At 57.4% G+C, this 26,584-nt stretch carries 20 protein-coding genes and 4 tRNA genes; 6 read left to right on the top strand and 18 right to left on the bottom strand.

Annotated elements, in window-relative coordinates; genetic code table 11:
* Window positions 1-142 precede the first annotated feature (142 nt).
* The 18 genes from DMP06_RS10260 to DMP06_RS10175 form a co-directional block, all read right to left on the bottom strand.
* Window positions 143-235: transfer RNA gene (locus DMP06_RS10260), tRNA-Ser, on the bottom strand.
* A 50-nt stretch (window positions 236-285) separates the two neighbouring features.
* Window positions 286-377: transfer RNA gene (locus DMP06_RS10255), tRNA-Ser, on the bottom strand.
* 177 nt (window positions 378-554) lie between these two features.
* Window positions 555-1,847: a peptidylprolyl isomerase gene (locus DMP06_RS10250; protein ID WP_123209643.1), complete on the bottom strand. Its 1,293-nt coding sequence runs from the start codon at window positions 1,845-1,847 to the stop codon at window positions 555-557.
* Window positions 1,848-2,153: 306 nt separating this feature from the next.
* Window positions 2,154-3,965 carry a translational GTPase TypA gene (gene typA, locus DMP06_RS10245; RefSeq protein ID WP_123209642.1) on the bottom strand — a complete coding sequence of 604 codons (1,812 nt, stop codon included), beginning with the start codon at window positions 3,963-3,965 and terminating at the stop codon, window positions 2,154-2,156.
* Between the two features lie 423 nt (window positions 3,966-4,388).
* Window positions 4,389-4,955 (bottom strand): J domain-containing protein, encoded by a 567-nt coding sequence (locus DMP06_RS10240; RefSeq protein WP_161957909.1) that lies wholly within the window; start codon window positions 4,953-4,955, stop codon window positions 4,389-4,391.
* A gap of 185 nt (window positions 4,956-5,140) precedes the next feature.
* Window positions 5,141-5,216: transfer RNA gene (locus DMP06_RS10235), tRNA-Ala, on the bottom strand.
* Between the two features lie 91 nt (window positions 5,217-5,307).
* Window positions 5,308-5,384 (bottom strand) — tRNA-Ile (locus DMP06_RS10230).
* 222 nt (window positions 5,385-5,606) lie between these two features.
* The gene (locus DMP06_RS10225) at window positions 5,607-6,287 is read right to left on the bottom strand and encodes a TorD/DmsD family molecular chaperone (protein WP_123209640.1); all 681 of its coding nucleotides are present in this window, start codon (window positions 6,285-6,287) and stop codon (window positions 5,607-5,609) included.
* A gap of 94 nt (window positions 6,288-6,381) precedes the next feature.
* Window positions 6,382-6,957, bottom strand: coding sequence for a 4Fe-4S dicluster domain-containing protein (locus DMP06_RS10220; protein WP_123209639.1), 576 nt, complete (start codon window positions 6,955-6,957; stop codon window positions 6,382-6,384).
* 14 nt (window positions 6,958-6,971) lie between these two features.
* Window positions 6,972-9,551, bottom strand: a complete 2,580-nt coding sequence (locus DMP06_RS10215) for a molybdopterin-containing oxidoreductase family protein (RefSeq protein WP_245962489.1) — start codon at window positions 9,549-9,551, stop codon at window positions 6,972-6,974.
* Window positions 9,552-9,729: 178 nt separating this feature from the next.
* Window positions 9,730-10,950 (bottom strand): Fic family protein, encoded by a 1,221-nt coding sequence (locus tag DMP06_RS10210; RefSeq protein WP_123209638.1) that lies wholly within the window; start codon window positions 10,948-10,950, stop codon window positions 9,730-9,732.
* 189 nt (window positions 10,951-11,139) lie between these two features.
* Complete coding sequence (gene gyrA, locus DMP06_RS10205) at window positions 11,140-13,737, bottom strand: DNA gyrase subunit A (protein WP_123209637.1); 2,598 nt, start codon at window positions 13,735-13,737, stop codon at window positions 11,140-11,142.
* 200 nt (window positions 13,738-13,937) lie between these two features.
* A complete protein-coding gene (gene gyrB / locus DMP06_RS10200; protein WP_123209636.1) occupies window positions 13,938-15,887 on the bottom strand; it encodes a DNA topoisomerase (ATP-hydrolyzing) subunit B in 1,950 nt (649 codons plus the stop codon).
* Window positions 15,888-16,140: 253 nt separating this feature from the next.
* The gene (locus tag DMP06_RS10195; RefSeq protein ID WP_123209635.1) at window positions 16,141-16,716 is read right to left on the bottom strand and encodes a DciA family protein; all 576 of its coding nucleotides are present in this window, start codon (window positions 16,714-16,716) and stop codon (window positions 16,141-16,143) included.
* 16 nt (window positions 16,717-16,732) lie between these two features.
* A complete protein-coding gene (recF, locus tag DMP06_RS10190; RefSeq protein WP_245962488.1) occupies window positions 16,733-17,917 on the bottom strand; it encodes a DNA replication/repair protein RecF in 1,185 nt (394 codons plus the stop codon).
* Between the two features lie 10 nt (window positions 17,918-17,927).
* A complete protein-coding gene (dnaN, locus tag DMP06_RS10185; RefSeq protein ID WP_123209634.1) occupies window positions 17,928-19,025 on the bottom strand; it encodes a DNA polymerase III subunit beta in 1,098 nt (365 codons plus the stop codon).
* A 197-nt stretch (window positions 19,026-19,222) separates the two neighbouring features.
* Window positions 19,223-20,824, bottom strand: a complete 1,602-nt coding sequence (dnaA, locus tag DMP06_RS10180) for a chromosomal replication initiator protein DnaA (RefSeq protein ID WP_123209633.1) — start codon at window positions 20,822-20,824, stop codon at window positions 19,223-19,225.
* A gap of 305 nt (window positions 20,825-21,129) precedes the next feature.
* Window positions 21,130-21,915: an ATP-binding protein gene (locus DMP06_RS10175; RefSeq protein WP_245962487.1), complete on the bottom strand. Its 786-nt coding sequence runs from the start codon at window positions 21,913-21,915 to the stop codon at window positions 21,130-21,132.
* An 819-nt stretch (window positions 21,916-22,734) separates the two neighbouring features.
* On the opposite strand from DMP06_RS10175, the gene rpmH reads away from it, so the two are divergent.
* From rpmH to rsmG, 6 genes are all read left to right on the top strand, one after another.
* Window positions 22,735-22,869, top strand: a complete 135-nt coding sequence (gene rpmH / locus DMP06_RS10170; RefSeq protein WP_123209632.1) for a 50S ribosomal protein L34 — start codon at window positions 22,735-22,737, stop codon at window positions 22,867-22,869.
* Window positions 22,870-22,884: 15 nt separating this feature from the next.
* Complete coding sequence (gene rnpA / locus DMP06_RS10165; RefSeq protein ID WP_123209631.1) at window positions 22,885-23,241, top strand: ribonuclease P protein component; 357 nt, start codon at window positions 22,885-22,887, stop codon at window positions 23,239-23,241.
* Window positions 23,171-23,536 carry a membrane protein insertion efficiency factor YidD gene (gene yidD / locus DMP06_RS10160; protein ID WP_452586286.1) on the top strand — a complete coding sequence of 122 codons (366 nt, stop codon included), beginning with the start codon at window positions 23,171-23,173 and terminating at the stop codon, window positions 23,534-23,536. Before rnpA ends, yidD begins: the two co-directional genes overlap by 71 nt.
* Before the next feature lie 96 nt (window positions 23,537-23,632).
* A complete protein-coding gene (locus tag DMP06_RS10155) occupies window positions 23,633-24,403 on the top strand; it encodes a YidC/Oxa1 family membrane protein insertase (RefSeq protein ID WP_123209629.1) in 771 nt (256 codons plus the stop codon).
* Window positions 24,404-24,546: 143 nt separating this feature from the next.
* Window positions 24,547-25,107, top strand: a complete 561-nt coding sequence (locus DMP06_RS10150; RefSeq protein ID WP_123209628.1) for a Jag family protein — start codon at window positions 24,547-24,549, stop codon at window positions 25,105-25,107.
* A 284-nt stretch (window positions 25,108-25,391) separates the two neighbouring features.
* The gene (rsmG, locus tag DMP06_RS10145) at window positions 25,392-26,108 is read left to right on the top strand and encodes a 16S rRNA (guanine(527)-N(7))-methyltransferase RsmG (protein WP_123209627.1); all 717 of its coding nucleotides are present in this window, start codon (window positions 25,392-25,394) and stop codon (window positions 26,106-26,108) included.
* Window positions 26,109-26,584: the final 476 nt, after the last annotated feature.

Here is a 26,584-nt window from a genome sequence, read left to right as displayed (position 1 = left end):
GAGTTTTCGTTGATAAATAAGGACGGCCCATTAGCGCCGTCAAGCAGCAGGAACAGCCAGGCAGCACCCCTGGCGAAAGCAGGCCTACACAGCACGAGCCCCCACCCGGACGAACCGGGCAGGGGCTCTCGTAAATCTCATCTGGCGGAGGAGGAGGGATTCGAACCCTCGTTACCCGGGTTACGGGTAAAACGGTTTTCGAGACCGCCGCATTCAACCACTCTGCCACCCCTCCGTAGGGTGATATATCAAAACGCCGTTCGGAAGAACGGCGTAACAAAATCCTGGCGGAGAGATGGGGATTCGAACCCCAGATACGCTTTTGGCGTATACACGATTTCCAATCGTGCTCCTTCGGCCAGCTCGGACATCTCTCCACTGCTCGAATAACTGCATATCACATGCAGCGAGAAGGTAGTATATCAAAAAAGATAGCAATGTGGCGAAATTCGCAAAAACTTATAAAGAGAAGGACCTGGCCCCGGAATTTCAACCAGGGTCAGGTCCTTCGACAGATACTTAAGGAAGTACGCCGGAGCGGTGCGGGCGCCGAATTACTCGGTGGTTACTTCCTGAGGTTGCTGAGTGGCGGGATCGCTGGACTCGTCAGTGCTCTCATCAGACGCGGCGTCACCTTCTGCGGCTTCCTCGGTGTTTTCCTCAGAAGCAGCCTCGTCGGTTGACGCTTCGTCGGCAGAGGCATCGGAGCCGTCCTCGGCAGTGGCGTCATCGGCGGACGTATCGGTTCCGTCTTCGGTCGTGCCCTCGTCGGTCTCGGTCTTGGTGAAGCCGCTCAGATCGATGTCGTAGGGGAGGCCTTCAGGCTTATCGTTAATCTGGATGTCGGCGGAATCCTTATAGTTCTGATACCACTCGCTGAACGACTCCTCGCGGCTCTGCTCCTCGAGGCTCGACTTGATGGAATCAACGAACTCGGTGGGAATCTGGTCGAGCGAAGTCACCTCTTCAGGAGCAGTGAACACATCGGTGCACTTGATGATATGGATGCCATAGCTCGAAGTGACAAGCCCGCTCACCTGGTCTTTTTCAAGACCATCCAACGCAGTCTGATATTCATCGACGAAGCTGGTCATCTTATCCCAACCGACGTTGCCGCCATCCTCGGCGCTGCCGGTATCCTGCGAATACTCCTTGGCGGCCTCGGCAAAATCAAGCTCGCCCGCATTGATCTTGTCCAAAACCTCCTGCGCGGTGACCTCGTCGTCGGACGCAAACAGGATGTGGCTGGATTTCTTAGCGCCGTCATATGCGCTGGCATACATCTGCGCGTACTGAAGCATGTCCTCGTCGGAAGGCTCGGTGACGGTTGCCACTTTCTCTTTGAGGCCATTCTCGAGAATGCTCAGCTCGAGGGTGCTGCGGTAGCTTGCCTCGGTCATGCCCACCGACTTCAGCGCCTCATCCCACTCCTCGTCGGAGTTGTAGTAGCTACGCATGGTCTCAATCTGAGAGTTCACATCGTCAGCATTGGCGGTCACGCCGTTCTCTTCGGCGGCCTGGCGCAGCAGCTGCTGGCTGGCGTAGTAATCGATGACCTGGCTGCGGATGTCGTCTACCGTGTAATCATTGTCGACGAGCCACTGACCCCAATCGTTATCATCCTCGAGCGCACCCTGGGTGCGGAAGTTTTGGATGTAGGTGGTCACGGCCTTCTCGCCGATCTCGGTGCCGTTGACGGTAGCGGCTACGCCTTCAGACGTGTCGTAAATGTCCACGTTCTCGTCCGACGCGTCGGCCGTATTGCCCGCGCACGAAACGAGAGCGCTGCCGCACACGGCCGCCAAGGCCACCGCGCATGCAAACTTTGCGATTGCGGAACGCTTCATATTCGCTTAACCCTCCGAACTCATTTCAGGCATCCGCTTCCATTACCCCGAACGCAACCCCGCAGCCGCGCCTCTCTCAGCGACACCGGGCGGCGAGAATGGTTTGTACGTCATTCGGAAATGGAGGCGAATCGTGCCATATAGACACGTCACCCTTATTCCTTACAACGTATTCTCGCACAGTGATTTTTTTGAATAAAACCGCTCCATAATACACTCATAGAGCGCCCATGAAATACGTACCAGAAACCAGTACGCCGGCTCAGTGGCCGGCGTACATCATGCAAAGTTCGCGCAGTGAAGCGCTTATTTCTTGTTGGCCTTGCGGCGATCGGTCGCGCTCAGCAAACGCTTGCGTAGGCGGATGCTCTGCGGAGTGACCTCAACCAGCTCGTCATCCTCGATATACTCGAGCGCCTCTTCCAGCGTGAAGGTGATGGGAGGCGTAAGCTGGATGGCCTTGTCGGCAGTGGAGGAACGCTGGTTGCCCAGGTTCTTGGTCTTCTCCACATTGACCACCATGTCGCCTTCCTTGGCGGATTCGCCCACGATCATGCCCTCGTAGCATTCGTCGCCCGGCTTCACGAACAGACGGCCGCGCTCCTGCAGCGTATCCAGCGCGTAGGCAACCGCCTTGCCGGTGGACATGGCGATCATGGAACCGTTCTTGCGGCCGGGCATCTCGCCGGAATACGGGCCATACTCGCGGAAACGATGGAACAGCACCGCCTCGCCGTGGGTCGCGTTGAGAATGCGCGTCTTAAGACCCATGGTGCCGCGCGAGGGGATCTTGAAGGTGAGGTGCGTCACGCTGTCGTCGGACGCCATGTCCTCCATGATGCCGCCGGCGTTGCCCATAACCTCGATGGCTTTGCCCGCATAATCATTGGGCACGTCCACGGTGGCCTCCTCGATGGGCTCCAGCTTGTTGCCGGCCTCGTCGATCTTGTACACCACCTGGGGACGACCCACCTGGAACTCAAAGCCTTCACGACGCATGCTCTCCATCAAAACGGACAGATGCAGCACGCCGCGGCCGGCCACCTCTACGCCAGACTTATCCTCGGTCTCGTTGATGCGCATGGAGATATTGGCCTCCTTCTCGCGCATCAGACGCTCCTTGAGCTGACGTGCGCCCACGATGTCGCCCTCGCGGCCAACGATGGGGCTGGTGGAAGCCTCGAACACAACCGACATGGTGGGCTCTTCCACGGCGATGGGCGGCATAGACACGGGGTTCTCGGGATCGGTGATCACGTCGCCGATGTCGGCGTCCTCGATGCCGATTACGGCAATGATGTCGCCAGCATGCGCCTCGGGAACCTCTGCTTTACCCAGGTTCTCGAACGTGTACACCTTGCGCACCTGAGCGCTGCGCTGCGTGCCGTCGGGGCGCACCACCAGCACCTGCTCCTTTTCGTGCATAGTGCCGCTATGCAGGCGGCCCACACCGATGCGACCCTCGTAGCTGCTGTGGTCGATGGTGCACACCTGCAGGGCGACCGGACCATCGGGGTCAACGTCGGGCGCAGGAATCTCCTTGAGGATGGTGTCCAGGAGCGGAATCATATCCATGTTGCCGTCATTGTAGTCGTAGCGTGCATAGCCGTTCACGGCAGACGCGTACACCACGGGGAAGTCGAGCTGCTCATCGGAAGCGCCCAACTCGACCATCAGGTCGAACACTTTGTCGATGGCGCCCTCGGGGTCGGCGTTGGGACGGTCGATCTTATTCACCACCACCACGATACGCAGGCCGCACGCCAAGGCATGAGAGAGCACGAAGCGAGTCTGGGGTTTGGGGCCCTCGTAGGCGTCCACAATAAGCAGCGCGCCGTCGGCCATGTTGAGCACGCGCTCCACCTCGCCACCGAAATCGGCATGGCCCGGCGTATCGATGATATTGATCTTGGTGTCTTTATAGGTGATGGAGCAGTTCTTGGACAGAATGGTGATACCACGCTCGCGCTCCTGATCGTTGCTGTCCATGACGCGCTCCTCAACCTGCTGGTTGGCGCGGAACACGTGCGTGGACCACAGCAGACGGTCGACCAGCGTGGTTTTGCCGTGGTCAACGTGCGCGATGATAGCCACGTTGCGAAGGTTCTCTTGCTTCATGCTTGTTTTTGCTTCTTTCCCTTGTACTTACATGCGGAATCGTCCGACCCGCAGCCGTGGGCGAGGAACGCACGATGCTCAGCCTCAGATACGCCGCGACACCTCGGCCGCAATCGGCCGCTCACCTGCCGGGGCAAGCGCTATCACCGCAACCCCACACGGAGCTCGGCGAGTCAATCCGATGGCTTCGCTCGGTGCAACCACACGCCGCAATACGAACAATCCGCTTCTTTGCAACCGAAAGATTCTAGCAGGTGGAGCAGTAATTCACTCCATAACGCGCCAGAATATCATCTTTCTTCTTTAAGAGGTGTTCCTCCATATGAGGAATGGAAAACGCAAGTGGGCAAGACCGTCGCTCAACCGCCCAAACAGCCAGGCGCTCAACGCCTCGTCCGTCATCAGGGCAACCCATATGGCAAGCTACTCTTCGCCCTCGTCCTCATCTTCTTCATCGTCGCTTTCGAGGGCACGGCGCTGAACGTCGATTTCCTTGATGTGGTCTTTGATGGTGCTCAGGCTTTGAATGGCGCTGATCATTTTCACGATGCCAAAGATGAGCAGGGCTCCCGAGATGCCCGCCATCCATACGACGCGCCTCAAGAGAATGGCCAAGAACAGGCCGAATACAGCCATCGCCATGGCCTTACGGCGCTCGTCGATGAGGTAGTCGCGCTGCGCCACCAATTGGGTTCGCGCGGCGGTAAGCCCGGCAAGCTTGGCCTCTTTTGACGTCCAGGTGGCGCCGTTGGAGCGGGCGTGCGAACGAGAACCGGCAGAATCCCCCTTGCCGCCTTTGCCGCTCGTCAGAAACTCGTACGCATCCTGCAGACGCTTGAATTGCTCGGTCGCGCGATCGGCAAGCTTTTTATTGTTGGCGAAGCGGTCGGGGTGCAGGATCTGCACGCATTCCTTATAGGCAACCTTGATATCCTTCGTGGTGGCGTCTTCGTCGAGCCCCAATATATTCAACGCTTCCGTGCGATTCACGCGAACCTCCAAAACCAACGCAGCTGCCGTACTGTAGGCGCGCCGCGCGCATTTCAACGACAATGGCGTGATTATAGCAAGAGCCCTCGCACGATACGGACGCAGGCCAAAACCGTTACGCTTCCAGCACCTGTTCCCACGCAAAAAAAATTCCAGGCTGGTTTCCCAACCTGGAATATTGATTGTGGTGGAGCATAGGGGGATCGAACCCCTGACCTCAGGCTTGCAAAGCCCGCGCTCTCCCAGCTGAGCTAATGCCCCATATGGACGCCTTTTCGCTTTCCATCGTCGCAGATATAATAAACGCTCCACCGGCTCGTGGCTCACGGTGGAGCGTTTATTCGCGGAAAAATGGTGGGCCTGACAAGACTCGAACTTGTGACCTCACGCTTATCAGGCGTGCGCTCTAACCACCTGAGCTACAGGCCCGCGAAAAAGTGCTTGGCTATTATAAGCCCATCGCTTTCAACAATGCAAGAACTATTTTTGAGAAATTTCAACAGCCAAACCGTCCTCGAAAACGCCCTCAAAAGCCCCAAATAGTGTCGAAGAGGGCGGTCTAAGCGCGGTGCGCGGCACCATTGGTGAAACGCAGATGAGGAAACTTGAGCGCGCCTCCGCGAACGCGCCCCAGAGATCATCAACCCAGATTTACACCAAGAGAGCGGCGAGAGAAGACAGAGCAGGATAGAAACGCATCCGTGCACCCTCTCTCACCCGTTCGGAGAACGCGCCCGCCCAGGTACGCGGATGCTCCCGCGCGAACTCTTCAGCCGCCGCGCTAAGACGCGCAGCTTCCCGGCCATCGCCCTCCTCCCACGCTTCAGCCTCTTTTACGGCCATGTACGAGAGAAATTCCAGCTCTATCGCCATGTGGTCGGGCAGTTCCGCGAGCGGCCTCGGAACCTCAAGGCCACACGCCGCATACGCACGAGCTACATCCCGCTCCACCGCCGTGCGCAATCTCCCAAAACCCTCCTGGCGCGCTTCCGATTCCCAATAGCTCTCGTACGGAGGCGCCAACACATGCCCGGGGCCCACAAAAAGCCTGTTGTACTCCACTTCAAGCGCCAACCGAGCGGATTCTAAATCTATTTTCGCCAGCTCATGCTCAACAAAGCGAATATCGTCAAGCGCCGAAGACACGGCATCGCTCGAACCCCTGTCGAGAAGGTCCTCCAAGCGACCCGTCACCTTTCCTTCTTGCACATCTCTCGCTATTCCCAGAACAGGACGCAGCAGACAACGCGAAAGGATGCTAAAAACCTCGCCCTCGATGCGCGCAGCGTGTGCCTCGGACGCGCTTCGCTCGGATACCATGGCATCATCCATTATGCCCACCTCTTCGCCTCGACATGCGGGCGGCGGAATCACGCGCGCCGCCGCCCGTCGCAGATAAAGCGATTCCTACTCGTACGCGCCCATATCAGCTCTTGGAGCTCCAGTAGTACACTTGCGGCCCCGTGCCCTCCTCCTCAAGCAGAAGCGTTGTTTCGTGCTGAGCCACGATTTGCGCCACCTCGGAGTTGGGGTCATCCAGGTCGCCCACCGAAATAGCACGACCGGGGCAGGAAATCTGGCAGATTGTCGTCCCTATTCCCGCATCAAGACGATGCGCGCACAATGTGCATTTATCGGTTTTCCCTATGTCCTCGTTGATCTGGCGCGCATTGTAGGGGCACGCCTCGACGCACGATCCGCACCCGATGCACACCTCTTGGTCGATCACGACTATTCCGTCATCACGCTTGGAGCTCGCACCTGTAGAGCACGCCGCCACGCACAGAGGCGTGTCGCAATGCTGGCAGGGCACAGGGGTCCACATGAGGGACAGATCGGGGTACGTCCCCTCGGGCGTGTCGTACACCGTCTCGTCATCGGCATTGAGGACGCGTATACGTTGATTGCCCTCGGGCAGGCCGTTTTCCATCTTGCACGATACGGTGCACGTTCTGCATCCGATGCATCGATGTAGGTTTATTGCAAAGGCATACTTCGTCATAATGTCCTACCCCCTTATGCCAACCGTACCTCGACAAGATTGTCGTACGGGGAGTAATTCGTCTCGGAAATGGCGTCCTGCGCAGGATTGAGCTCCATATGCAGAAGGGAACTGTAGTGCGTCCCTTCCACGAAATCCTTCGGCCACCAACCCTGGCGCTGATTGACGCATCCCGGCTTTATCTCGGACGTCACCAGGGCCTTCACCTTGTACGACCCGCGGTCGTTCAATACCTCGACCACATCCCCGGTCTCAATGCCACGCTCCTGGGCATCTTCGGGCGAAATCTCAAGCCACGGCTCGGGTGCCACCTCGCGAATCCATGCCAAAGGCGCGTGCTGGGAGTGCGTGGTATACACTGTTCGGCAGTTCATGAACGTGAGCGGATACGTGTCTGCCTTCTCTTTTCGGTTCGACTCGAGCGGCTCGTAGAAACAGGCAAGCTGCTCCCCGAACTCCACTAAGCTTTCCGTGTATAGCTCTATCTTGCCGCTCGGGGTGGCAAAGCGCATGCTCTCGAACGCCACGTAGTTATCGCTGAAGTTGGCGGCGAGCACCTTTTTCTCGCACAGCTCGTCAAAATCCATCGTGCTGAATTCAGGCGCAAGGTTTTCCTCGAACAGATGGATGCGAGCATATTCCTTCGCGTCCAGACGCCACTCGGTCTCCTCGAGAATACCGAACCTCTCTGCAAGCATCTGAGCTATCTCGTAGTCAGTCTTGGCTTCCCATTGAGGGCTGATCGCCCTGTCGCGAACCTGAATATACATGGACGACCACGCGGGAACCACCTGGAAGTCCTCCTCGTAATAGCTGGTAATGGGCAGAACCAGATCCGCGAGCTCGGCTCCGGGAGTCATCATCTGCTCCGACACCACCACGAAATCAAGCTGAGGCAGCACTTCGTTGATGAGCTTGTTGCGGTCGGGCCCCTGCGTGCCCCATCCGTAATTCTGCGTCCACAGGAATTTGATTGGATGAGGCTGCTGGGCGGCAACCAGATCGTACCACTGGGACCCGGGCAAGGCGGATGCCCCATGCCCTTCCCGAGGGGAGAGCGACGACGGACCCAGCGAGAACAAGAAGCGCATGAGCGTGCCACCGGCCCAGTTGATATTAGCATGCTGCTTGCCGATGTTTCCGGTGATGGCTGCAAGCTGGCACAGCGCGCGGGTGGGGAGGTGTCCGTTCCAATAACGGTTCGTCCCCTGACTCACATGCAGGCGAGCAGGCGTATCGTTAACGTACATCTCCGCCAGACGAATGATATCCTCGGCTGGCACCTCGCAGATTTCGCTCGCCGCTTCGGGAGTATATTCATCAAGCGACTCAACGAGCAGCTGGAAGGCGGGCTTGGCGGTAACCGATCCGCCGTCGGCATCCACCGTGAATTCTCCGTAAAGCGCCGCGCTTTCGGGAACCTGCGTATTCTCAGGAAGCTCCCCGCTTACGGTGACGGAGGGGTAGGCAGGCTTCATGTCGTCGGGTACGGCTGCAACCTTCACAGCGACGCCTTCGACTTCATCCCATACGGCATAGTCGCCATCTATGCGCACAAGGGCGCCTGTGCTCGTGTCAACCAGAAACGCCCCGTTGGTATATGTGCGAATATATGCCTCATCGACGGCTTCTATCGACACGATATGATTCATCATGCCCAAGACGAGGGCGGCGTCGGTGCCGGGGCGAATGGGAATCCACCAGTCCGCCTTGGCGGCCGTGCGCGAGAAACGCGGATCCACAACCACGAGGGTCATGCCCGCTTCTTGGGCGTCGAAAAGGAAGTGCATCTCCTGCATGTTCGTCTCGGCGTAGTTGCACCCGAACAGGATGGCGGTCTTGGAACCCATCATGTCTTCCCAGCAGCTCGCATCCTGCTGAACGCCCAGAATGGGAAGGAACCCCATGTTGCATGCGTTATCGCCCATGATGCCGAAATTGGTAAGCTGGGTGCCATCGTATGTGGCGGCGAGCAGCCCGCTCATAACCTGGGAATACACGCCGTAGTTGCCCGTCATGCTTATAAAGGCGTTCGACTCGGGGCCGTATTCGTCGATGTTCTTCTGCATGTTCTCATGGATGAGATCTATTGCCTCGTCCCAGCTGATCTGCTCCCATTCGCCGGAACCCCGTTCGCCAACCCGCCGCATGGGATACTTCACGCGATCGGGGGAATACACGCGCTGCATGGCGTTAGATATGCCGCGCAGACAGATACGGTGATACGCCTCGTTGGGAAAATCCGCCGGTTCCACCTTGACGATGGTGTCGTCTTTGATATATGCGTTGATGCCGCAGCTTCCTACGCAGTTCGGAGCGCACACGGTGCGAACGATCGCGTCGTGCTCGGGTTGCCCCGTCGAACCTGCGCCCTCCCCGCCGTCGGCTTGATCGCTCTGCGTTTGCGGGCTGCACGATGCGAGCATCGTCGCCGCAGCGCCCGCGAACGCCGTCGTGGCGGCGGCTTTCAAAAACCTGCGGCGGCCGAACGGGCGCGCAGTCAAACCTTGGATGCCCTCCTCGAACCGACCCTCATCGTTTGCGGCTGCCCCGCCCGAGCCAATATGGCGGTCGTTGTTCTTCGCGTCTGACATGTCTTGCCTCCTTGTCTCAAGAGTTGAGCTCCATCGAGCAAAACAGCAAACTGGAATCTGCAGCTTCCAGTAAGGATCAAAGAGGGAAAAGGCATAGAAAACTAAGCGCTGAACTGCGCTTTTCTTCCCCCTCCTTACCATGCAGTATAAAGAGGAGGGGATATGTTGAGGACAATTTTCAGGAAATGAAAAAACTCGGAACGAACGAGTTTCGCGCCACGGGGTCATTAGGAACCAACTTGTTCACAAGCTCCTCGAAAAGGGTCACGGCGCGAGGGGCGGAGAACACGCGGTTTCGCTGCGACGTTTCAACCACCTCGACGATGCCCGCAGCCTCAAGGCGCGCGAACGCATCATGCACGGCGGTCACGCTTTTCCCGGACAAACGCGCCGCCTGGCTTGCCGTAAGCACGGGCACACCAGGCAAAAGCGTGATTAACGCCATGGCGGCCGACCCCTTGTTTGGACGGCCAAGTTCCTCGTACCAGGCGTCTTTCAGCCTGAGCATGGCATCTAAAAAGGCATCGGCCGTACGGATGGAGACCTCCTCAGACCATGCGCAGAACTCGATCCACCTGTTTAGGTGCTTTCCAAGGTTCTGCCCATCTACGCTCTTGCCGAAATGATACGGCATCAGAAGCTCGGCATGGCTCTTTGTATCTATCGCGGGCTCCAACCCGATGGGGGCGATGATGGAGCGGGCAAGGCCCTGGCGGTGAAATACGGCATGACACATAAGCCGTCCCGTTTTATCCATCCCCGATTTGAACGGCTTGATGCTTTCGAATTGAAAATGCGCGATGGCCGACTGGGCGGTAGGGGCGTATTCCTGGCGATTTATGAACATGCATAAATCTTCGACAAGCGCAGGGATGCGTTGAGGGCTCGGCGGCGCATACGCTTTCGCCCCCACTTCCGAATCCAGGCGAAACGGGCTTCGACGAAGCGTGGAGCCAGTCTCGTTCGCTGGCTTTCCATGGAGAACGATTGAATGGATATCCAGCAATTCCTCCACACCGAAAGGCCTGGCGCCGTCGCCTCTATAGATATGCTCCAGCGCCTGAACATAGCGAACCACCTCAACCGCCACTTCGCGGTCATTCGCCCCTTCGAAATCGAACGCGTCGGTCGATTGGAGCTTCTCGTCGGTCAGTGCGGTGCGTTCATCGAGAACCGACTCGAGAAAGAGTATCGCCTTCACGCGCGGCCGCTTGCCCTCGATGCGGATGGTGGATACGGCCTCGAGCCGAGCGAGCGCCCGTCGCAAGGCTACCCCCATAGCGCCTTCCTGCGCCTTGCTTTCCATGCGTACGAACATGCGTTCGGCTCGCGCCGTGCGCGCCTGCGTCTCGGGCGACACGAAAAAAGCGCGGCCTTTTAGCGGCTCGGGCGTGAACATGCTATCCCCCTCCTTGTAGCATCTCTCACTCGACGCACCTTATTATAGGACTCAAGCGCACCATCCTATACCCTACGCCACATCGATCGACGCACGCAAAAGGCCCGAACTCTTTCGAATTCGGGCCCTCATCGTGAGCGGCATCGGGCTCCCAGACGCTTAGCCGCGCTCAGCTGCGGTTAGACAGTCCTATTCTTCGCCATCTTCCTCGTCATCGATGTCATCGTCGAAATCGACCGCCGGCGCTTCCTGCTCCAAACCGTCATCGGTTACGTCGGAATCGGCACCGGCCTCAATCGACTCGTCATCAACGAAGTCGCCTTCTTTGCGCTTAGAGCCCTCGGTGGCAATGGCAACGGCGCACACCTTGTCCCCTTCGGCAACGTTCATCACGTGCACGCCCTGCGTAGAACGGCCCAGCTGGCTGATGTCCTCGACGGAGGTGCGGATAACCACGCCGTCCTCGGAGATGATCATCAGCTCGTCAGCGGGCTCGACCACCTTCATACCGGTAAGCAGACCCTTCTTCTGGGTCATCGTGATGGTAAACACGCCCTGGCCGCCGCGGTGGTGGGTAGGATATTCGCTCATCGGAGTGCGCTTGCCGTAGCCCTTCTCGGTGATTACGAAAAGCTCGGTGCCGGGGCGCGCGATTTCCATGCCCAATACGCTCACACCCGCAGGCACCGTCATGCCGCGCACGCCCATGGTGTCGCGACCCATTGCGCGGGTCTCAGATTCTTCCCACATGATGGCCTTGCCGGCGCTTGACACCATCACCACTTTCTCGCCGGGCTTCACACGACGCACGGCGATCAGGCTGTCACCCTCTTTGAGGTTGATGGCGATCAACCCGTCGCGGCGCGAGCGGTCGTACAGGCTCATGGAGGTCTTCTTCACCATGCCCTGCTCGGTACCGAACATCAGGTACTCGTCCTCGGGGAAGTCCTTCGTGGCGATAATGGCGCTGATGGTCTCGCCGGGCTCGAGCGGCAACAGGTTAACGATGGCGGTGCCGCGTGCATGGCGGCTTGCCTCGGGCAGCTCGTACACCTTCAGGCGATACACCTTGCCGCGCGTGCTGAAGAACAGCATATAGCTATGCGTGGACGCCACGAACAGGTGCTCAACGAAGTCGTTGTCCTTCAGGTTAACGCCCTGCATGCCCTTGCCGCCGCGTTTTTGCTGGCGATACGTGTCCACCGGCAGACGCTTGACATAACCCGCCTTGGTCACCGTGACCACCATGTCCTCTTCGGCGATGAGGTCCTCGACGTCGAGGTCTTTGGCCTGGCCGGAGATGCGGGTACGGCGCGGGGTGTTGTACTTCTGCTTGATCTCTTGCAGCTCTTCCTTGATGACCTGGCGCAGGAGCTCCGGGTCGGCGAGAATGCGCTTATAGTAGTCGATCTTCTCCTTGAGCTCGGCCAGTTCTTCCTCGATCTTGTGACGCTCCAAGCCGGTCAGGCGGCGCAGGCGCATCTCGAGGATAGCGGAGGTCTGCGCCTCGGAAAGCCCGAAGCGCTCCATCAACTTGGCGGCAGCCTCTTTGTCGGTCTGGGAACCGCGAATGATGGCGATAACCTCATCGATGTGGTCAAGGGCGACGAGCAGGCCTTCCAGGATATGGGCGCGCTCCTCGGCCTTGCGCAGGTCGAAGCGCGTGCGACGAGTTACCACGTCTTCCTGGTGCTTGATGTAGTGGAACAGCATCTCCTTGAGCGAGAGCGTGTGAGGCACGCCGTCCACCAGGGCGAGCATGTTAACGCCCCAGCCCACCTGAAGCTGCGTGTGCTTGTAAAGCTTGTTGAGAACCACCTGCGGAATGGCGTTCTGCTTGAGCTCGATGATGATGTCCACGGGGCTGTTGCGATCGGCGCCGTCATGCACGTTGGCAATCTCGGGCAGCTTCTTCTCGCGGATGAGCTCGCCCAGCTTGGTCATCAGGTTGGTGCGGTTGACCTGATAAGGAATCTCGGTCACCACGATGGAGCTCTTGCCGTTCTTGCCCTCTTCCACCTTGCACTTTGCTCGAATGGTCAGGCTGCCGCGACCCGTTTCATACGCGTCTATAATTCCCTTGCGACCCATGATGATGCCGCCGGTAGGAAAGTCGGGGCCAGGGAGCACCGTCATGATTTCCTCGGTGGTTGCATCGGGGTTGTCGAGCATCACACACACGGCATCGATGGTCTCGCCCAGGTTGTGCGGCGGAATATTGGTAGCCATGCCTACGGCGATACCGTTGGAGCCGTTCACCAGCAGGTTGGGGAAACGAGCCGGCAAAACCTCGGGCTCCTGCAGGCTTTCATCGTAGTTAGGACGCCAGTCGACCGTCTCTTTCTCCAAGTCGCGCAAAAGCTCCATGGCGGGTTTGGCCAGGCGGGCCTCGGTGTAACGCATGGCGGCGGCGCTGTCGCCGTCGATGCTACCGAAGTTGCCATGGCCGTCCACCAACGGCACGCGCATGGAGAAGTCCTGGGCAAGGCGCACCATGGTGTCGTACACCGCGAAATCGCCGTGCGGATGGTACTTGCCAATCACGTCGCCCACGGTACGGGCGGATTTGCTGTGCGGGCGGCTGGGCGTGATGCCGCTGTCGTACATCGCGTACAGAATACGGCGATGCACCGGCTTCAAACCGTCGCGCACATCGGGCAACGCGCGCGACATGATGACGCTCATCGAATACTCGAGGAACGACGTGCGCATCTCGCGTCCCAGCTCGGCGGCTTGAATGCCGGCCGCGCCGGTTTCCGCCGCCTCAATGGTTGTGTTGTCAGCCACGTTACTCCTATCTTTCTACCTACCAAAGCAGCCTTGCGGTTGCCAAAATAGTCGTGAGCGGGAACAGGGGAGAGGTTCCACGCGCAGTTCCGCACGAGCCGAAAGCCACTCAATGTGGCTTTCGTGCGAGCCAGGACTGTTTGAGCATGGAGCCTCTCCCCTGCTCCCGCCCGTTTCTGGTTCGCCAGAACGACGGAACCTTAAATATCCAGGAAACGAACGTCGCGAGCGTGGCGCTGGATGAACTCCTTGCGAGGTTCAACCTGGTCGCCCATAAGCTCGGACACGGCAAGCTCGGCAGCTGCGGCGTCCTCGATGCTCACCTGCAGCAGCGTGCGCGTCTCGGGCTCCATCGTGGTTTCCCAAAGCTGTTCGGGGTCCATCTCGCCCAGACCCTTGTAACGCTGCATGTCGTACTTGTCGGCGTCGTCGCCAAGCTCGGCCATAAGCTTGTCTTTGGCCTCGTCGTTGAACAGGTACTTCAGAATCTTGCCGCTCTTGGAGTTCTTCTTCTTCAGACCGTACAGCGGCGGCTGCGCGATATAGATGTAGCCGCGGCTGATTAGGTCGGGCATGTAGCGATAGAAGAACGTCAGCAGCAGACAGCGAATATGCGCGCCGTCAACATCGGCATCGGTCATGATGATGATGCGGTGGTAGCGAGCGGCATCGCCGTTGTAGTCTTCGCCGATATTGGTCCCGATTGCGGTAATCAGGCTGGAAATGGTGTCGCTGGAAAGCGCGCGATGAAGGCCCGCGCGCTCCACGTTGAGGATTTTGCCGCGCAGGGGCAGGATGGCCTGATACTTGCGATCGCGAGCCTGCTTGGCCGAACCACCTGCGGAATCGCCCTCTACAATGAAGATTTCGGAGAGCGCGGGATCTTTGCTCGAACAGTCGGCAAGCTTGCCCGGCATGCTGAAACTGTCGAGTACGCCCTTGCGGCGGGTCATTTCGCGAGCCTTGCGCGCCGCCTCGCGAGCCTTGAGCGCCTGCGTGGCCTTGCCGATGATGCGTTTTGCGGGCGCAGGGTTCTCTTCGAGGTACTCGGAGAGCGCTTTGGTCACCGCGCCCTGCACCAGACCGCGAATCTCGGTGTTGCCCAGCTTGGTCTTGGTCTGGCCCTCGAACTGCGGATCGTGAAGCTTCACGCTAATGACAGCAGCCAAGCCCTCTCGCGTATCGTCACCGGAGAGATTGTTGTCCTTCTCCTTGAGGATACCGTGAGCGCGGGCGTATTCGTTGATAGTGCGCGTGAGCGCATTCTTGAAGCCGTCGAGATGCGTGCCGCCCTCGTGCGTGTTGATGTTGTTGGCAAACGCCATCACGCCGCTTGAGGAATAGCTAGACGACCATTGCATGGCCACCTCGACTGTTCCGTCGTCGCTCTCGGCCTCGAAATAGATGGGGCTGTTGAGCGTTTCCTTCCCCTTGTTCAGATACGTCACGAAGTCGACGATGCCGCCGGCGTATTGGAACGCCTCGCTCCTAGGCTTGCCATCGTCATCCAGTTGGCGCTCATCGGTCAGCTGGATATGCAGGCCCTTGTTGAGGAATGCCATCTCGCGGAAGCGATTGGCAAGCGTGTCGTAGTCGTACACCGTGGTGTCGGTGAAAATCTCGGGGTCGGGCCAGAACGTGGTCTTGGTGCCCGTGCCATTGGCGTTGCCGATGCGCTCGAGTTTTTCCACGGTCTTTCCGCGCTCGAATGCGATGGCATACAGGCTGCCGTCGCGCTTCACTTCTACCTCCATACGGGTAGAAAGCGCATTCACGCAGGAAACGCCTACGCCGTGCAGGCCGCCGGATACCTTATAGCCCTCGCCGCCGAACTTACCGCCGGCATGCAGGATGGTCAGAACGACCTCTACCGTGGGCATTTTTTCCTTGGGGTGCTCATCAACGGGAATGCCGCGGCCGTTGTCGGCAACCGTGATGGAGTTATCCTCGTGGATGGTCACGTCGATTTTGGTGCAGAACCCCGCAAGGGCCTCGTCGACGGAATTATCCACGACCTCGTACACCAGGTGATGCAGGCCGCGCGGGCCTGTGGAGCCGATGTACATGCCGGGGCGTTTGCGGACGGCCTCCAGGCCTTCAAGCACCTGGATGTCCGAGCCATCGTAGTGGCCGGGTTTTTTCTCGGACACGTATTACCCCCTTCTTCCACTCGACCGACGCCGATGCGCCGGTATGGGTTTTCACGTGAAACACCGCCTCCGTTGCGCAGCTTCAGTCGGTTGAAAACCGATATGAACGATGCGATTTTCGAGGCTCGAACAGCTCTCGAATCGCGTTGCGGGCGGCAGTTCTGAACGCGTTTGCGCGAACTTTCTAATTGTATCAGAAACATGGGGTTCCATACGCGCCCCCGGCTTGTATCTCATAAACCTCCACAAGCCTCTAGGAGCGGCGATTTTGCTCGTTTTCGTCATCTTCTTCGGATTTACGCTCGAGGCCTGAAATCATCGCTTTTAACAGCGCCTCACGCATGCGTTTGTCTTCGATAGCCTCGGCACGCTCGCGAATGCTTTCCACCTCCTCAGGGGGAAGAGGGCGCCGCTCAGGCGTAGGAGGCAGATAATCGAGCGTTTTTTCACGATACGGATGGTTCTCCTTGTACTTCCCGCGCGAGATAAGGATGCGGAACTCGGATATTTCCTCGCCAAAACGCTCGAGAAGCTTGAGCTTAATCATTTCGCGCCGCGCGTTCAGCTCGGCCGCAAAGATGCTTTCGTCCACGTACACGATGAGAACCTTGCGCCGGGTGTCGCCTTCGCCCTCGCGGATGATGTACACGGAATTGGTGTGATCGAGAAACGCCTGGGCGTTGGGGCGGCAGCAAATTTCTACCACCGAGCGCCACATTTGCTTAACCCTGTTGGCGCGGGCGGCCTTGGCAGCAAGCACGTCGCTTTCGGCCGCCTGGCGCAGCGACCGGCCCAAAGCCGACGAAAACGGCATCATCCTGTTGGACATGCGGCACCTCCTCGGGCTACCCCAATCGAACCACGTTCGCGCGCTCCATGATATCGTCCTCGAAAAACGCGGTCTCGGTGGTGGTGATAAACGTCTGGATATCCTGGCGCAGCAGGCTCACCAGCGCATGGCGGCGCGAGGCGTCGAGCTCGCTCATCACGTCATCCAGCAGCAATACGGGGCTCACCCCCGCCATCTCGCGCACCAATCCCACCTCGGCGATTTTCCATGCTAGCACGAGCGAACGCTGCTGGCCCTGCGATGCGTACATCGCGGCGTTTCGACCATCGATGAAAAACTCGATGCGATCAGCATGCGGCCCCACGCACGCCCGCTTGCGCGCCGCCTCTTCGGCGCGCCTGGCCTCGAGCGCCTGGGCAAACGCCTCGAGCGCCTGCGCCTTGTCGTACTCGAATCTCATGGGCGCCCAAGAGGCGGCCTGTTTGACCGACTCATCCTCCCATGAAGGCACGTATCCCATCTCCACCCGCTCTTCGCCCCGCGTGATGGAAGCGTAGGCGCGGGCGATGCGGGCGGAAAGATTGCGGAACAGCGCCGAACGATACAGATACAGCTGCACCGCCGGAACCGCCATCATGTCGTCGACGCTCATCAGCAAAAGGGTGTCGGCCCCATCGCGCAAAAGAGCGTTCTTGTGCCGCACGATGCGTTCGTAGTCCCGCTTCAGAATGCGATGGCTGCGCGAAAGCTGGCAGCCCAAAAGGTCGAGCGCTGCGCGGCGGTGCGTCTGCGCGCCTTTCACCAGCACCAAATCGTCGGGCGAGAACGTGACCGAAGGCAGCACGCCCTGCATATCCTGGACCGTCTTTCGTTTGCCGTTGAGCAGGCAGCTCCTATGCCCCGGCTGCAGTACGTGACGCACGTCTAAATCGCGCGTGTCGGACAGAATCCTCGCGCGAAGCACCGCCTGGTCGGCTCCCCAGCGGATAAGCTCCTTGGATTTGGCGCCGCGAAACGATCCGAATGCGGTCAAAAGCTGAATGCCTTCGACCGCATTGGTCTTGCCCGATGCGTTGGGTCCAACGAACACCGTGAGGTCGCCCACGTCGCCGAGCTCAAATCGTTCGTAGCTTCTAAATTCATCGAATCGCAGCTCGCGGATGCGCAGGTCCGACGAGAACGCCTCGCCACCCGCGCCCGACGCGTCTTGCGCTTCCGAAATTCTCTCCTCTTCGGCCACGTCGGCGCCTTTACGAAATGCGCACCGGCATGACCAGATACAGGAAGCTCTCGTCACCAGCCGATTTGAAAATGCCCGGCTTGAGCGACGACTGCGTTTCGAGGAACACCTGCGAGGTGCCCACCGAGGTAAGGCCGTCGAGCACGTACTGATGGTTGAACGCAATCAGCGCGTTATCGCCCGACACCTCGCACGGCAGAATTTCCTCTGCGGTGCCCACATCCTGCGACATACTCGTGATCAGCGCGTTCTTGGCGTCCTTGTTGATATCGAACTTGACCGGCTCGGTGGGGCCGCTGATCAAGCTTACGCGGCGCACCGCCGTAATCAGATCAGACGTGGTGAAGCACGTCTTGGTCACATAGCTATCGGGGATGAGCTGACGATAGTTGGGGAAGCTGCCCTCGATGCGACGGTTGATGAGCACCATCTTCTGGAATTCGAACACCACCTGGTTCTCCGACAGGCCGATTTCGATGGAATCCGCCAAGGCGGGCAAGCTCGCCACCTCCTGAAGGAATGCGCCCGACACTATGGCCTCGAAACCCTCCTCCACGCCGGGGGCCGCCACGTCGCAAATCGCCAGGCGGTAGGAGTCGGTGGCGACCATGCGCAAGCCCGAATCGGTGGTGGAGATGAGCACGCCCGTCATCACCACGCGGCTCTGGTCCTTCGATACCACCTTTGCCACGCGCTTGACCATCTTGCAGAACTCCGAGAACGGCACCATGATGCGGTTCTTCACGTTCACTTCGGGGAAAGCGGGGAAATCCTTCGGGTCGAGCGTCTTGAGCATATACGACGCCGAATCGCAGGAAACCGCCACGCTTCCGTTGTCGGTTTTAAACTCAACCGCAGCATCGGGAAGGTTCTTCACGATATCAAGGAGAAGCTTCTCCGGGATAACCGTCTCGCCCGGCTCTTCCACGAGCGCCATGACGTCATAGCGAATGGATCGCTCAAGGTCGGTGGTCTGCAGCGTCAGGCCTGCTCCCTCTGCTTTGATATATACGCCTGAAAGCACAGGAAGAACCGAGCGCGTAGAGGCTCCCTTGGCCACGATGGTCAGTGCATTGAGGAGTTCGCTCTTGTTGATGTTGAATCTCATCTTTTTTCTTCCCTTCCTCTTTAAATTAAATTAATTGAATAGTAGTAGTAATAAGCACGGTGGAAAAGGTGAAAACTATGCGTTCCCCCTCGTCATCGTGCATTTTTTATGACTTAAGGTTAGAGGCAAAACCTGTTCCGGTTTCCACCGACTTTTTGCACATCGGAATCTTTCCACCGTCCTCCACCGGTTTTCCCTTAGTTTTCCCGGATGTTTTTGATGATGATCTCAAGCTCCTCCTGCAATTCGCGGCTCTCGCGCAGGCGGTCTTCAATCTTTTCGACCGAATACATGACCGTTGAGTGGTCGCGGTTGAATTTCTTGCCGATATCGTTGTAGGGGATATCGAGCATTTGCCGACAGAGGTAGATGGCCACCTGTCGCGCGTACATGATATTACGCGAGCGCTTGGAGCCTACCAGATCGGCATGGCTTACTTTATAGAACTGCTCAACTTCCTTTTGAATGGCGCCCACCGAGAGGCGGCGCGTCATTCCTGAAGAGAAGTGGTTCTCGAGCAGCAGCTTCACGTCGGGCAGCGTGATGTCGGGGTTGTTGAAGTACGTGATCTGCGAAATCACCTTGGTCACGGCGCTTTTGAGCTCGCGTACGTTGGAACTCGAGATCTCGGCTATATACATTTGTATATCTTCGGGCACATAGAAGTCGTAGCTGTCCTCTGCGCGCTTGTATTCTTCGATGAATCCCTTGATGATGCCGAGCTTTGTTTCCACCTCGGGCGGCTGGATGTCGAAGGTGCCGCCGGAATTGAAGCGGCTCTTGTAACGCTCGTCGATGTCGATCATCTTGGGCGCGCGGTCAGCCGAAAGCACCACCTGGTGCCCTTGGGCGGTTAGCTTGTTGAACAGCTGGAACACGATGTCCACCGTGGCGGATTTGCCCTGGAAGTACTGCACGTCGTCAATGAGCAGCACATCGGCGTCAAGATAGCGCTTCTGGAAATTCTGATAGCTATCTTTATTCTTGTCGTGAGCCGCCACGGCCGAGGTGTAGTCGGAGAGGAACTCCGACGAATCGATGTACACCACGTGCATGGTCGGGTTGGTCTCGATGATGTAGTTTTGGATGGCGCGCAGCAGGTGAGTTTTACCGAGCCCCGATTTTCCATAAATAAACAGGGGGTTCAGGTTGGGCTTGCCCGGAGCCTCCGCTACGGCGACGGCCATAGAGTAGGCCAGGCGGTTTGAATCGCCGATGACGAAATTCTCGAATGTGAGCGAGGATGCGAGCCCCGTATCGTCGCTGGGGCGGCGGCCCTCGCGCGTGGTGCGCTCGCTCTCTCTGGTTGCTACGCGTTCTTCGCGCGCTCGCCCTTCCGTAAAGGTCTGGCTCGACGCTTCCGGCTCGCGCGTCTGGCGCAACTCGGATTCCTGGGTTTCCGCAGTTCGCGCGACTGCTCCTTCGCCTGTCATTGTGGGCGCCGGGCTTGGAGCCGGGGATGCGGTTGCCCCGGTGGGCGTGGGAGCGGGTGCGGGGGTGGGTGCCGCGGCAGGAGCCGGCGCGGGCGCCGGAGCGGCTGTGGGGTCGACCTCTATCTCCACCAGGTAATCGATGCCGAACAGGTCGCGCAGCGCCTGCTGAATGGCGGTCATGAAGCGTTTTTCCACCTGCATCTTTATGAATTCGGTATCGGCGGTCACAATCAGGAACCCGTCTGAAATGGCCTGCGGCTGCAGACGCCCAAAGAAGGCGTCAACCTGCACGGGGTTCACGTTCTCATACCCCTTTACCTGCGCCGTCACGCGCTGCCATGTATCGTAAAGATTGCTCGAATCCATAAGCGTCTCGAATCTCCCTCGGTGCCGCAGGGGCAATTATAGCCTCGCCGCCCGCTCCATCGTCCCATCTACGGCGCATCTACGCCTTTTTATCGTTCCCGCGCGTCGCGCGGCTGTAATCTCGTGTTTCGTGGACCCCGTTGCGTCCATGCTTCCCTTTCCGTTTGTCGCTGCGAGGGGTCTTTGCCGGAGGCCCAGTTCGGTCCCTGTTGACCCCCTCCTGCATGCTGTACGGGAGAGGAGCCCTTCCGGTCGAACCGCCTTGCTCTCGTTTCCGTGCGTGGCAATACGGTTCGGCCCCGTCGCTAGAACAGCTGGTTGGCAACCTGGCTGCCGAAATCCGTCAGCACACGCATTTTGCCGGCAGACTCGATGATGCCCTGCTCTTCCAGCTTTCCGAGGATCCGGTGCACGGTCGAGGGGCTTAGCCCCAGCTCGTCTTTGATGTCGGTCAGGCGCAGCGTATGTTCCTGCATGAACAGGAACAGCACGTCTTTCTCACGATCGGTAAGCGCGGGGATGATAACGCCGCGCTTCTTCTGAGAGATAGGACGACGGTCTTCTTCCTCGGGCGATACGCTAATGGTTACCACGGCGCCGCTTTTGAGATTGTCCTCGATGGTGATGCGGCCGTGCTTGAACGAAAGGTACTCTTTGACCAGGGGCAACCCCGACCCGACGCCGCGGATGTAGCGTTTCATGGGCTCCGTTGCAGAGGAAAATCCCGGCATCTGCGCTTTTTCCTTGTGGGGAATGCCGGGGCCTTGGTCGGAGAAGCGAATCGTGTTGCCGTGGTCCAGGATGGACACGATGATTTCGCGGAACTGGGCGTGGATGAAGTTCTCGCTCACCTCGCGAATTGCGGTGTAGGGAATGCTTCCGCCCGCCTGCTGGGCCTGGGTGTAGGTGGTTGATGCGAGGGCCTCGATGAACTCCGCCGTGGTGTTCGGCGGAATCTCAGTGATACGCGGCGCGCTCATGAGGTCGTCGTAACATGCGATGCGCGCGGATGTGAGCGCACGCGTGTAGTCGGCGCTGAGCGTAGCGTCTTGATCCGGGGCGTCTTGTGGTGTGTTTGATGTGTGTTCCAACGCTTTTCCCAAATTTTCTGATTTTTCCAATATGGTTTTTTCTATCGGAAAAAGGAAAAAATCTTTTCCCGAATGGATTTCTCAATTCTATAGGCGCAGCGCAAGTTTTCCAAGGGTTTTTCAACCAAACGTGGAAAATTTCATAGCTATCCACCGGAGCTTTTCCGAGTTTTCCACTTTTTATTCAACGAATGTGGAAAACATTGAAAACGTCGGAAAGAAAAAGCGGAAAACTTGAAATTCCGGGTTGACATATGGGAAAAACCGGAAAACAAGAGCGAAAAATCGAGGGTTTGTACGCTTTTCAGCTGTGGTTGCGCTTTATTGGGTTTCATGTGATGGAAAAACTGGAAACTTTTATAAAACACCAGGTCAATCGCTATATATAAGAATTTTTCACCAGGTTTTTTCCTTGACGTTCGCATCGGAAATTCCGTCCGTGAAACGTTTTCCAGAGGTTTTTCCACCGAAAAACACGCTTAAATCCTGGGTTTTCCTCATTTTCCACTTTCTTAGGCCTGGGTTTACGAAGATTCTTTCCACAAGGGGCATTCCGCGATGAAAAAACGCGTTTATTCAACCCTGTCTTGGTTCTGTGGAGATTGGAAATGAGAAAAGTTTTCAACATCTATTGTTCTTATACGAGAATAATCTATCTCTTGTCGATAAGGGGCTTGCCGAGGGTTTGAAACATGCGTTTCAGCACTTCAGAGCGTCTTCACACCTTGAAAATAGTTCTTTACATCGCAATGCGTTGGGGTATACTTATGCGGCTATTCACTTTAGGATGATTTTGTCAGACCGTGAAAGGGAGAAGATATGAAGCGCACCTATCAGCCCAATAAGCGCAAGCGCGCCAAGACCCATGGCTTCCGTGCCCGTATGGCTACCAAGGGTGGTCGTGCCGTCCTCGCTGCTCGCCGCGCTAAGGGCCGCAAGCGTCTTTGCGTGTAAAGCCGAGGTGTCGGTGTGAAATCGACCATCAAGTCGAGCGCCGACATATCACTGCTTTTTTCGCAGGGCAAAAGAATCAGCACTCCGTTTATTACTGTGCTAGCCATGAAGCGGAGCGATCGACACGACCATGACCGCAATCATGGTCGTGTTGCTTTTATTGCGGGAAAAAAGCTTGGATGTGCGGTGTGGCGCAATAGCGCCAAGAGACGCATGCGTGCCATTGTGTGCGATCTCGGTGGGCCTTGGGATGGATATGACATCGCCTTTATGGCACGATCTCCCATTCTGAAGGCATCGTATGGCAAAGTGCGATCCGCATGCGCGAAGGCACTGGCCAAGGCGGATATCATCGATCCCGCTTCGCGATAATGCTCCGGGCGGGAACGAATCGAGGGAATGTGGCATGAATTCGGTGGCTTCCTCTTTGCGAGCGCTTCCCGCGCGAGCGGCTCTGGCGGCCATCCGATTCTATCGGCGTGCAATTTCGCCGATGTTTCCTCCAGCATGCAGGTATATCCCCACTTGTTCAGAGTATGGGCTCATAGCCATTCAGCGGTTCGGGCTCATAAGGGGCGGGTGGCTTACCCTGCGACGCATCAGCCGATGCCATCCCTTCCGCAAGGGCGGGTATGACCCCGTTCCTGAAGACCGGAGGCGGCGTTAGGCGAACTACTCGGCGCTCGTTGTCTTTTCGACAGCGGATACGCTCTGAAATATGCCGCTTATGCGGTTGGCAGTCCCATACAAGAGAGGAAAGTCTATGTGGGAAGCAATCAAAGACTGGATATTTAGCTGTATTCAGTTCTTCCAGGGTGTCGTGGGCGACTGGGGCCTCGCGATTATCATCATCACGATTATCTTCCGCTTGATCTTGGCGCCCATCATGCACAAGCAGATCAAGTCGAGTTTCCAGATGCAGAAGGTCCAGCCTCTGATGAAGGAGATTCAGACTAAATATGCCAACGATCCCATGCGTCAGCAGGAGGAGATGCAGAAGCTGTACGCCGAAACCAAGTTCAACCCCTTGGCCGGCTGCCTGCCCATGCTGCTCCAGATGCCTATCTTCATCGCCATGTTCCAAACGTTGCGTGAGATTGGCGCATCGCACCCCGATATTCAGTACACGTTCTACGGACTGGTGTCTGACCTCACCAAGACTCCGGCAGATATGTTCTCCCAGGGCTTCTTGGCCTTCCTGCCGTATCTGGTTTTGATGCTGGTCTTTGCGTTTGCCACGTTCTTGCCCATGATTCTGCAGAATCTCAAGAGCGATTCCCAGCAGCGTAACCAGATGATCATCATGGGCGCCATCATGACGCTGATGATGCTCTGGATTTCCTGGGGCTCTCCCGCCGGCGTTCTGCTGTTCTGGGGTGCGTCTTCCATCATCGGTATCGCTCAGCAGCAGATTACCATGGGTATTCTCCGTAAGGAGGAGGCTGCCAAGGAGGCCGAGACCATCGACGTGAAGCCCGTGAAGGTTGATGTCGAGCGTCGCGTGAAGAAGAAGCGTCCTACCAAGAAGCGTTAAAAGCCGCGCGCCTGTCGGCTAACCATGCGTCGCGGAGTTCTTGAAAGGGGTCCGCGACGATGCTGGCCAATTTGATGTGCCAGCAAGGGGCAATACAACGCGTGCTTCGTCATGGGGCGAGGCATTGGGAGAAAGGAAGAGTCATGGCCGAGGAAGAGATCATGACTGAGGAATCCGAAATCCAGGAAGAAACGTCTCGTGGCGATGCGCCTCATACCGAGACGGTCGAACTCACCGAGGAGGAGCTGGACAAGGTTGCCGATACCGCTATCGATGCGCTCCAGGGTATTCTGAAACACTTCGATGTGGGCGAGGTTACCATTGACGAGTATGAAGGCGACGAAGGCGAGTTGATTCTGGATATCACCGGTGACAACTTGGCCATCCTTATCGGTCGTCACGGCAAGACGCTCGATGCATTGCAATTCATTATTTCCGCCATCACTACGCGCACTCTCGGTTTCCGCTATCCCGTTGTGGTTGATGTTGAGGGGTATAAGAACCGTCAGCGCCAAAAGCTCGAGAGTATCGCTCAGTCTGCCGCCAATCGTGCGGTCAATCAGCAGCGTAGCATTAAGCTTCGACCGATGACTCCGTACGAGCGTCGCATCGTTCATCTGGCCCTGCGCAACGATCCTGATGTGGAGACCGCATCTGAGGGCGAAGGCAGCGCTCGCCATGTTGTTGTGATTCCTCGACGCTAGATAATCATCCGCAGGTTTTAATGCGGATGTTGCAAATGCAGCGATAGCTATTTCAAAGGCTCCGACATCGCGTCGGAGCCTTTTTTTATCCAGGGGGTGATGGGCCGTTATTGCTTCGACCCCCCATGCTCGCAATCTGATTCAGCCGATCGGCATGCTGTTTGTTTTGGAATATAGATAGGCGGATTCGATGCTTTACACCTAGTGTGTTGGAGCGTGGTAATCTAGGTGACACACAATGGGACAGGAAAATGACTGTCGTCAAATTATGCAAAGAGGTATTAATGAGCTCGTTTACTAATCTAATGGAGTCCCGTTACGGCATTTCGGTGTCGGATAACCAAGAGGCACTCCTCGTGAAAGACCTAAGGGCGATCATGGAAGTCAATCAAGTGATGAACCTGACTCGCATCACTTCTGAAGAAGAGGGAATGGTTCTTCATCTGGAGGATAGTCTTACGGGGCTTCCCTATGTGAACGAAGCTCCTGAAGGCTTGTATGGCGATCTTGGGACTGGTGGCGGATTCCCCGGCATTCCTCTCTGCATTATGACGGGCAGAAAGACGGTTCTCGTTGACTCGGTGAAAAAGAAAGTGCGCGCCCTAGAGAACGTTGCGGCCGATTTAGACTTGAGCGATTTGGTCGAAGGATATGACGGGCGCATCGAGGATCTTGCTCTGGAGCGAAAAGGCGAGTTCTCGGTCGTGACGGCGCGCGCTCTTAGCTCCCTTCCATCTCTGATGGAATTGGCATGTCCGCTGCTTTGCAAGCAGGGTCGTCTTGTGTGCTATAAGGCTCAGCCCTCGCATGAGGAGTTGTCGATGGCGGATGACATTGAAGAGCTTCTGGGGCTGAAGAAAGTGATTCATGATGCTTTCGAATTAAGCGATGGGTCACAGCGCTGCATTATTGTTTATGAAAAGGTGTCCAAGCCGCATATTCGACTCCCGAGACGAGTAGGCTTAGCGCAAAAGACGCCATTGACCCGTCCGAAGAAATAAAGGCCGCAGTTTTGATGTATTGAGTCCGGGAGCGTGATCCGGGGCGATTCTCTCTGGATGTTCTCAACGAATGCATTTGAGCCACCGCTTAATTATTGATAATGTGAGGCGAAAGGGGATGTTTCACGTGAAACATCCCTTTTCTGATAAACGGCGGATTAATAGCATGGCGGATTGGTTGTCGTCAGTATGCTTCTCTGCGGAGAAATCAATGATGCCTGCGTGTTTGATGCTTGTTAGGTCAGCATGGATATTACGGATGGGTAGTCGGATATCTGTCCACCGTGACGGCTGTACATGCAGGATGTTTATCTAATTTTTCTCACTGCTGCCTCAATCTCATAAGGGGTGGGACTGCGGACGAAAAGTTGGACGCGATTCACGCGTCCGGAAGGGGGTCCGCATGTATGATAGGGACGTGGTGGAGCTTGCGCTGCTCGCCCTGGAGGAGGGCATGACGCACGCCGAGGCCGCCG

The organism is Slackia equolifaciens, assembly GCF_003725995.1.
Classification (GTDB): Bacteria; Actinomycetota; Coriobacteriia; order Coriobacteriales; family Eggerthellaceae; genus Slackia; species Slackia equolifaciens.
This window is presented reverse-complemented; position numbering and strand designations above follow the sequence as displayed.

Excerpts from the sequence above, each read along its gene's own strand:
- DMP06_RS10250 (WP_123209643.1), bottom strand. The coding sequence starts at position 1,847 with ATGAAGCGTTCCGCAATCGCAAAGTTTGCATGCGCGGTGGCCTTGGCG.
- typA (WP_123209642.1), bottom strand. The coding sequence starts at position 3,965 with ATGAAGCAAGAGAACCTTCGCAACGTGGCTATCATCGCGCACGTTGAC.
- DMP06_RS10225 (WP_123209640.1), bottom strand. The coding sequence starts at position 6,287 with ATGGATGATGCCATGGTATCCGAGCGAAGCGCGTCCGAGGCACACGCT.
- DMP06_RS10220 (WP_123209639.1), bottom strand. The coding sequence starts at position 6,957 with ATGACGAAGTATGCCTTTGCAATAAACCTACATCGATGCATCGGATGC.
- DMP06_RS10215 (WP_245962489.1), bottom strand. The coding sequence starts at position 9,551 with ATGTCAGACGCGAAGAACAACGACCGCCATATTGGCTCGGGCGGGGCA.
- DMP06_RS10210 (WP_123209638.1), bottom strand. The coding sequence starts at position 10,950 with ATGTTCACGCCCGAGCCGCTAAAAGGCCGCGCTTTTTTCGTGTCGCCC.
- DMP06_RS10195 (WP_123209635.1), bottom strand. The coding sequence starts at position 16,716 with ATGTCCAACAGGATGATGCCGTTTTCGTCGGCTTTGGGCCGGTCGCTG.
- dnaN (WP_123209634.1), bottom strand. The coding sequence starts at position 19,025 with ATGAGATTCAACATCAACAAGAGCGAACTCCTCAATGCACTGACCATC.
- dnaA (WP_123209633.1), bottom strand. The coding sequence starts at position 20,824 with ATGGATTCGAGCAATCTTTACGATACATGGCAGCGCGTGACGGCGCAG.
- rpmH (WP_123209632.1), top strand. The coding sequence starts at position 22,735 with ATGAAGCGCACCTATCAGCCCAATAAGCGCAAGCGCGCCAAGACCCAT.
- yidD (WP_452586286.1), top strand. The coding sequence starts at position 23,171 with ATGGCAAAGTGCGATCCGCATGCGCGAAGGCACTGGCCAAGGCGGATA.
- DMP06_RS10155 (WP_123209629.1), top strand. The coding sequence starts at position 23,633 with ATGTGGGAAGCAATCAAAGACTGGATATTTAGCTGTATTCAGTTCTTC.
- DMP06_RS10150 (WP_123209628.1), top strand. The coding sequence starts at position 24,547 with ATGGCCGAGGAAGAGATCATGACTGAGGAATCCGAAATCCAGGAAGAA.
- rsmG (WP_123209627.1), top strand. The coding sequence starts at position 25,392 with ATGAGCTCGTTTACTAATCTAATGGAGTCCCGTTACGGCATTTCGGTG.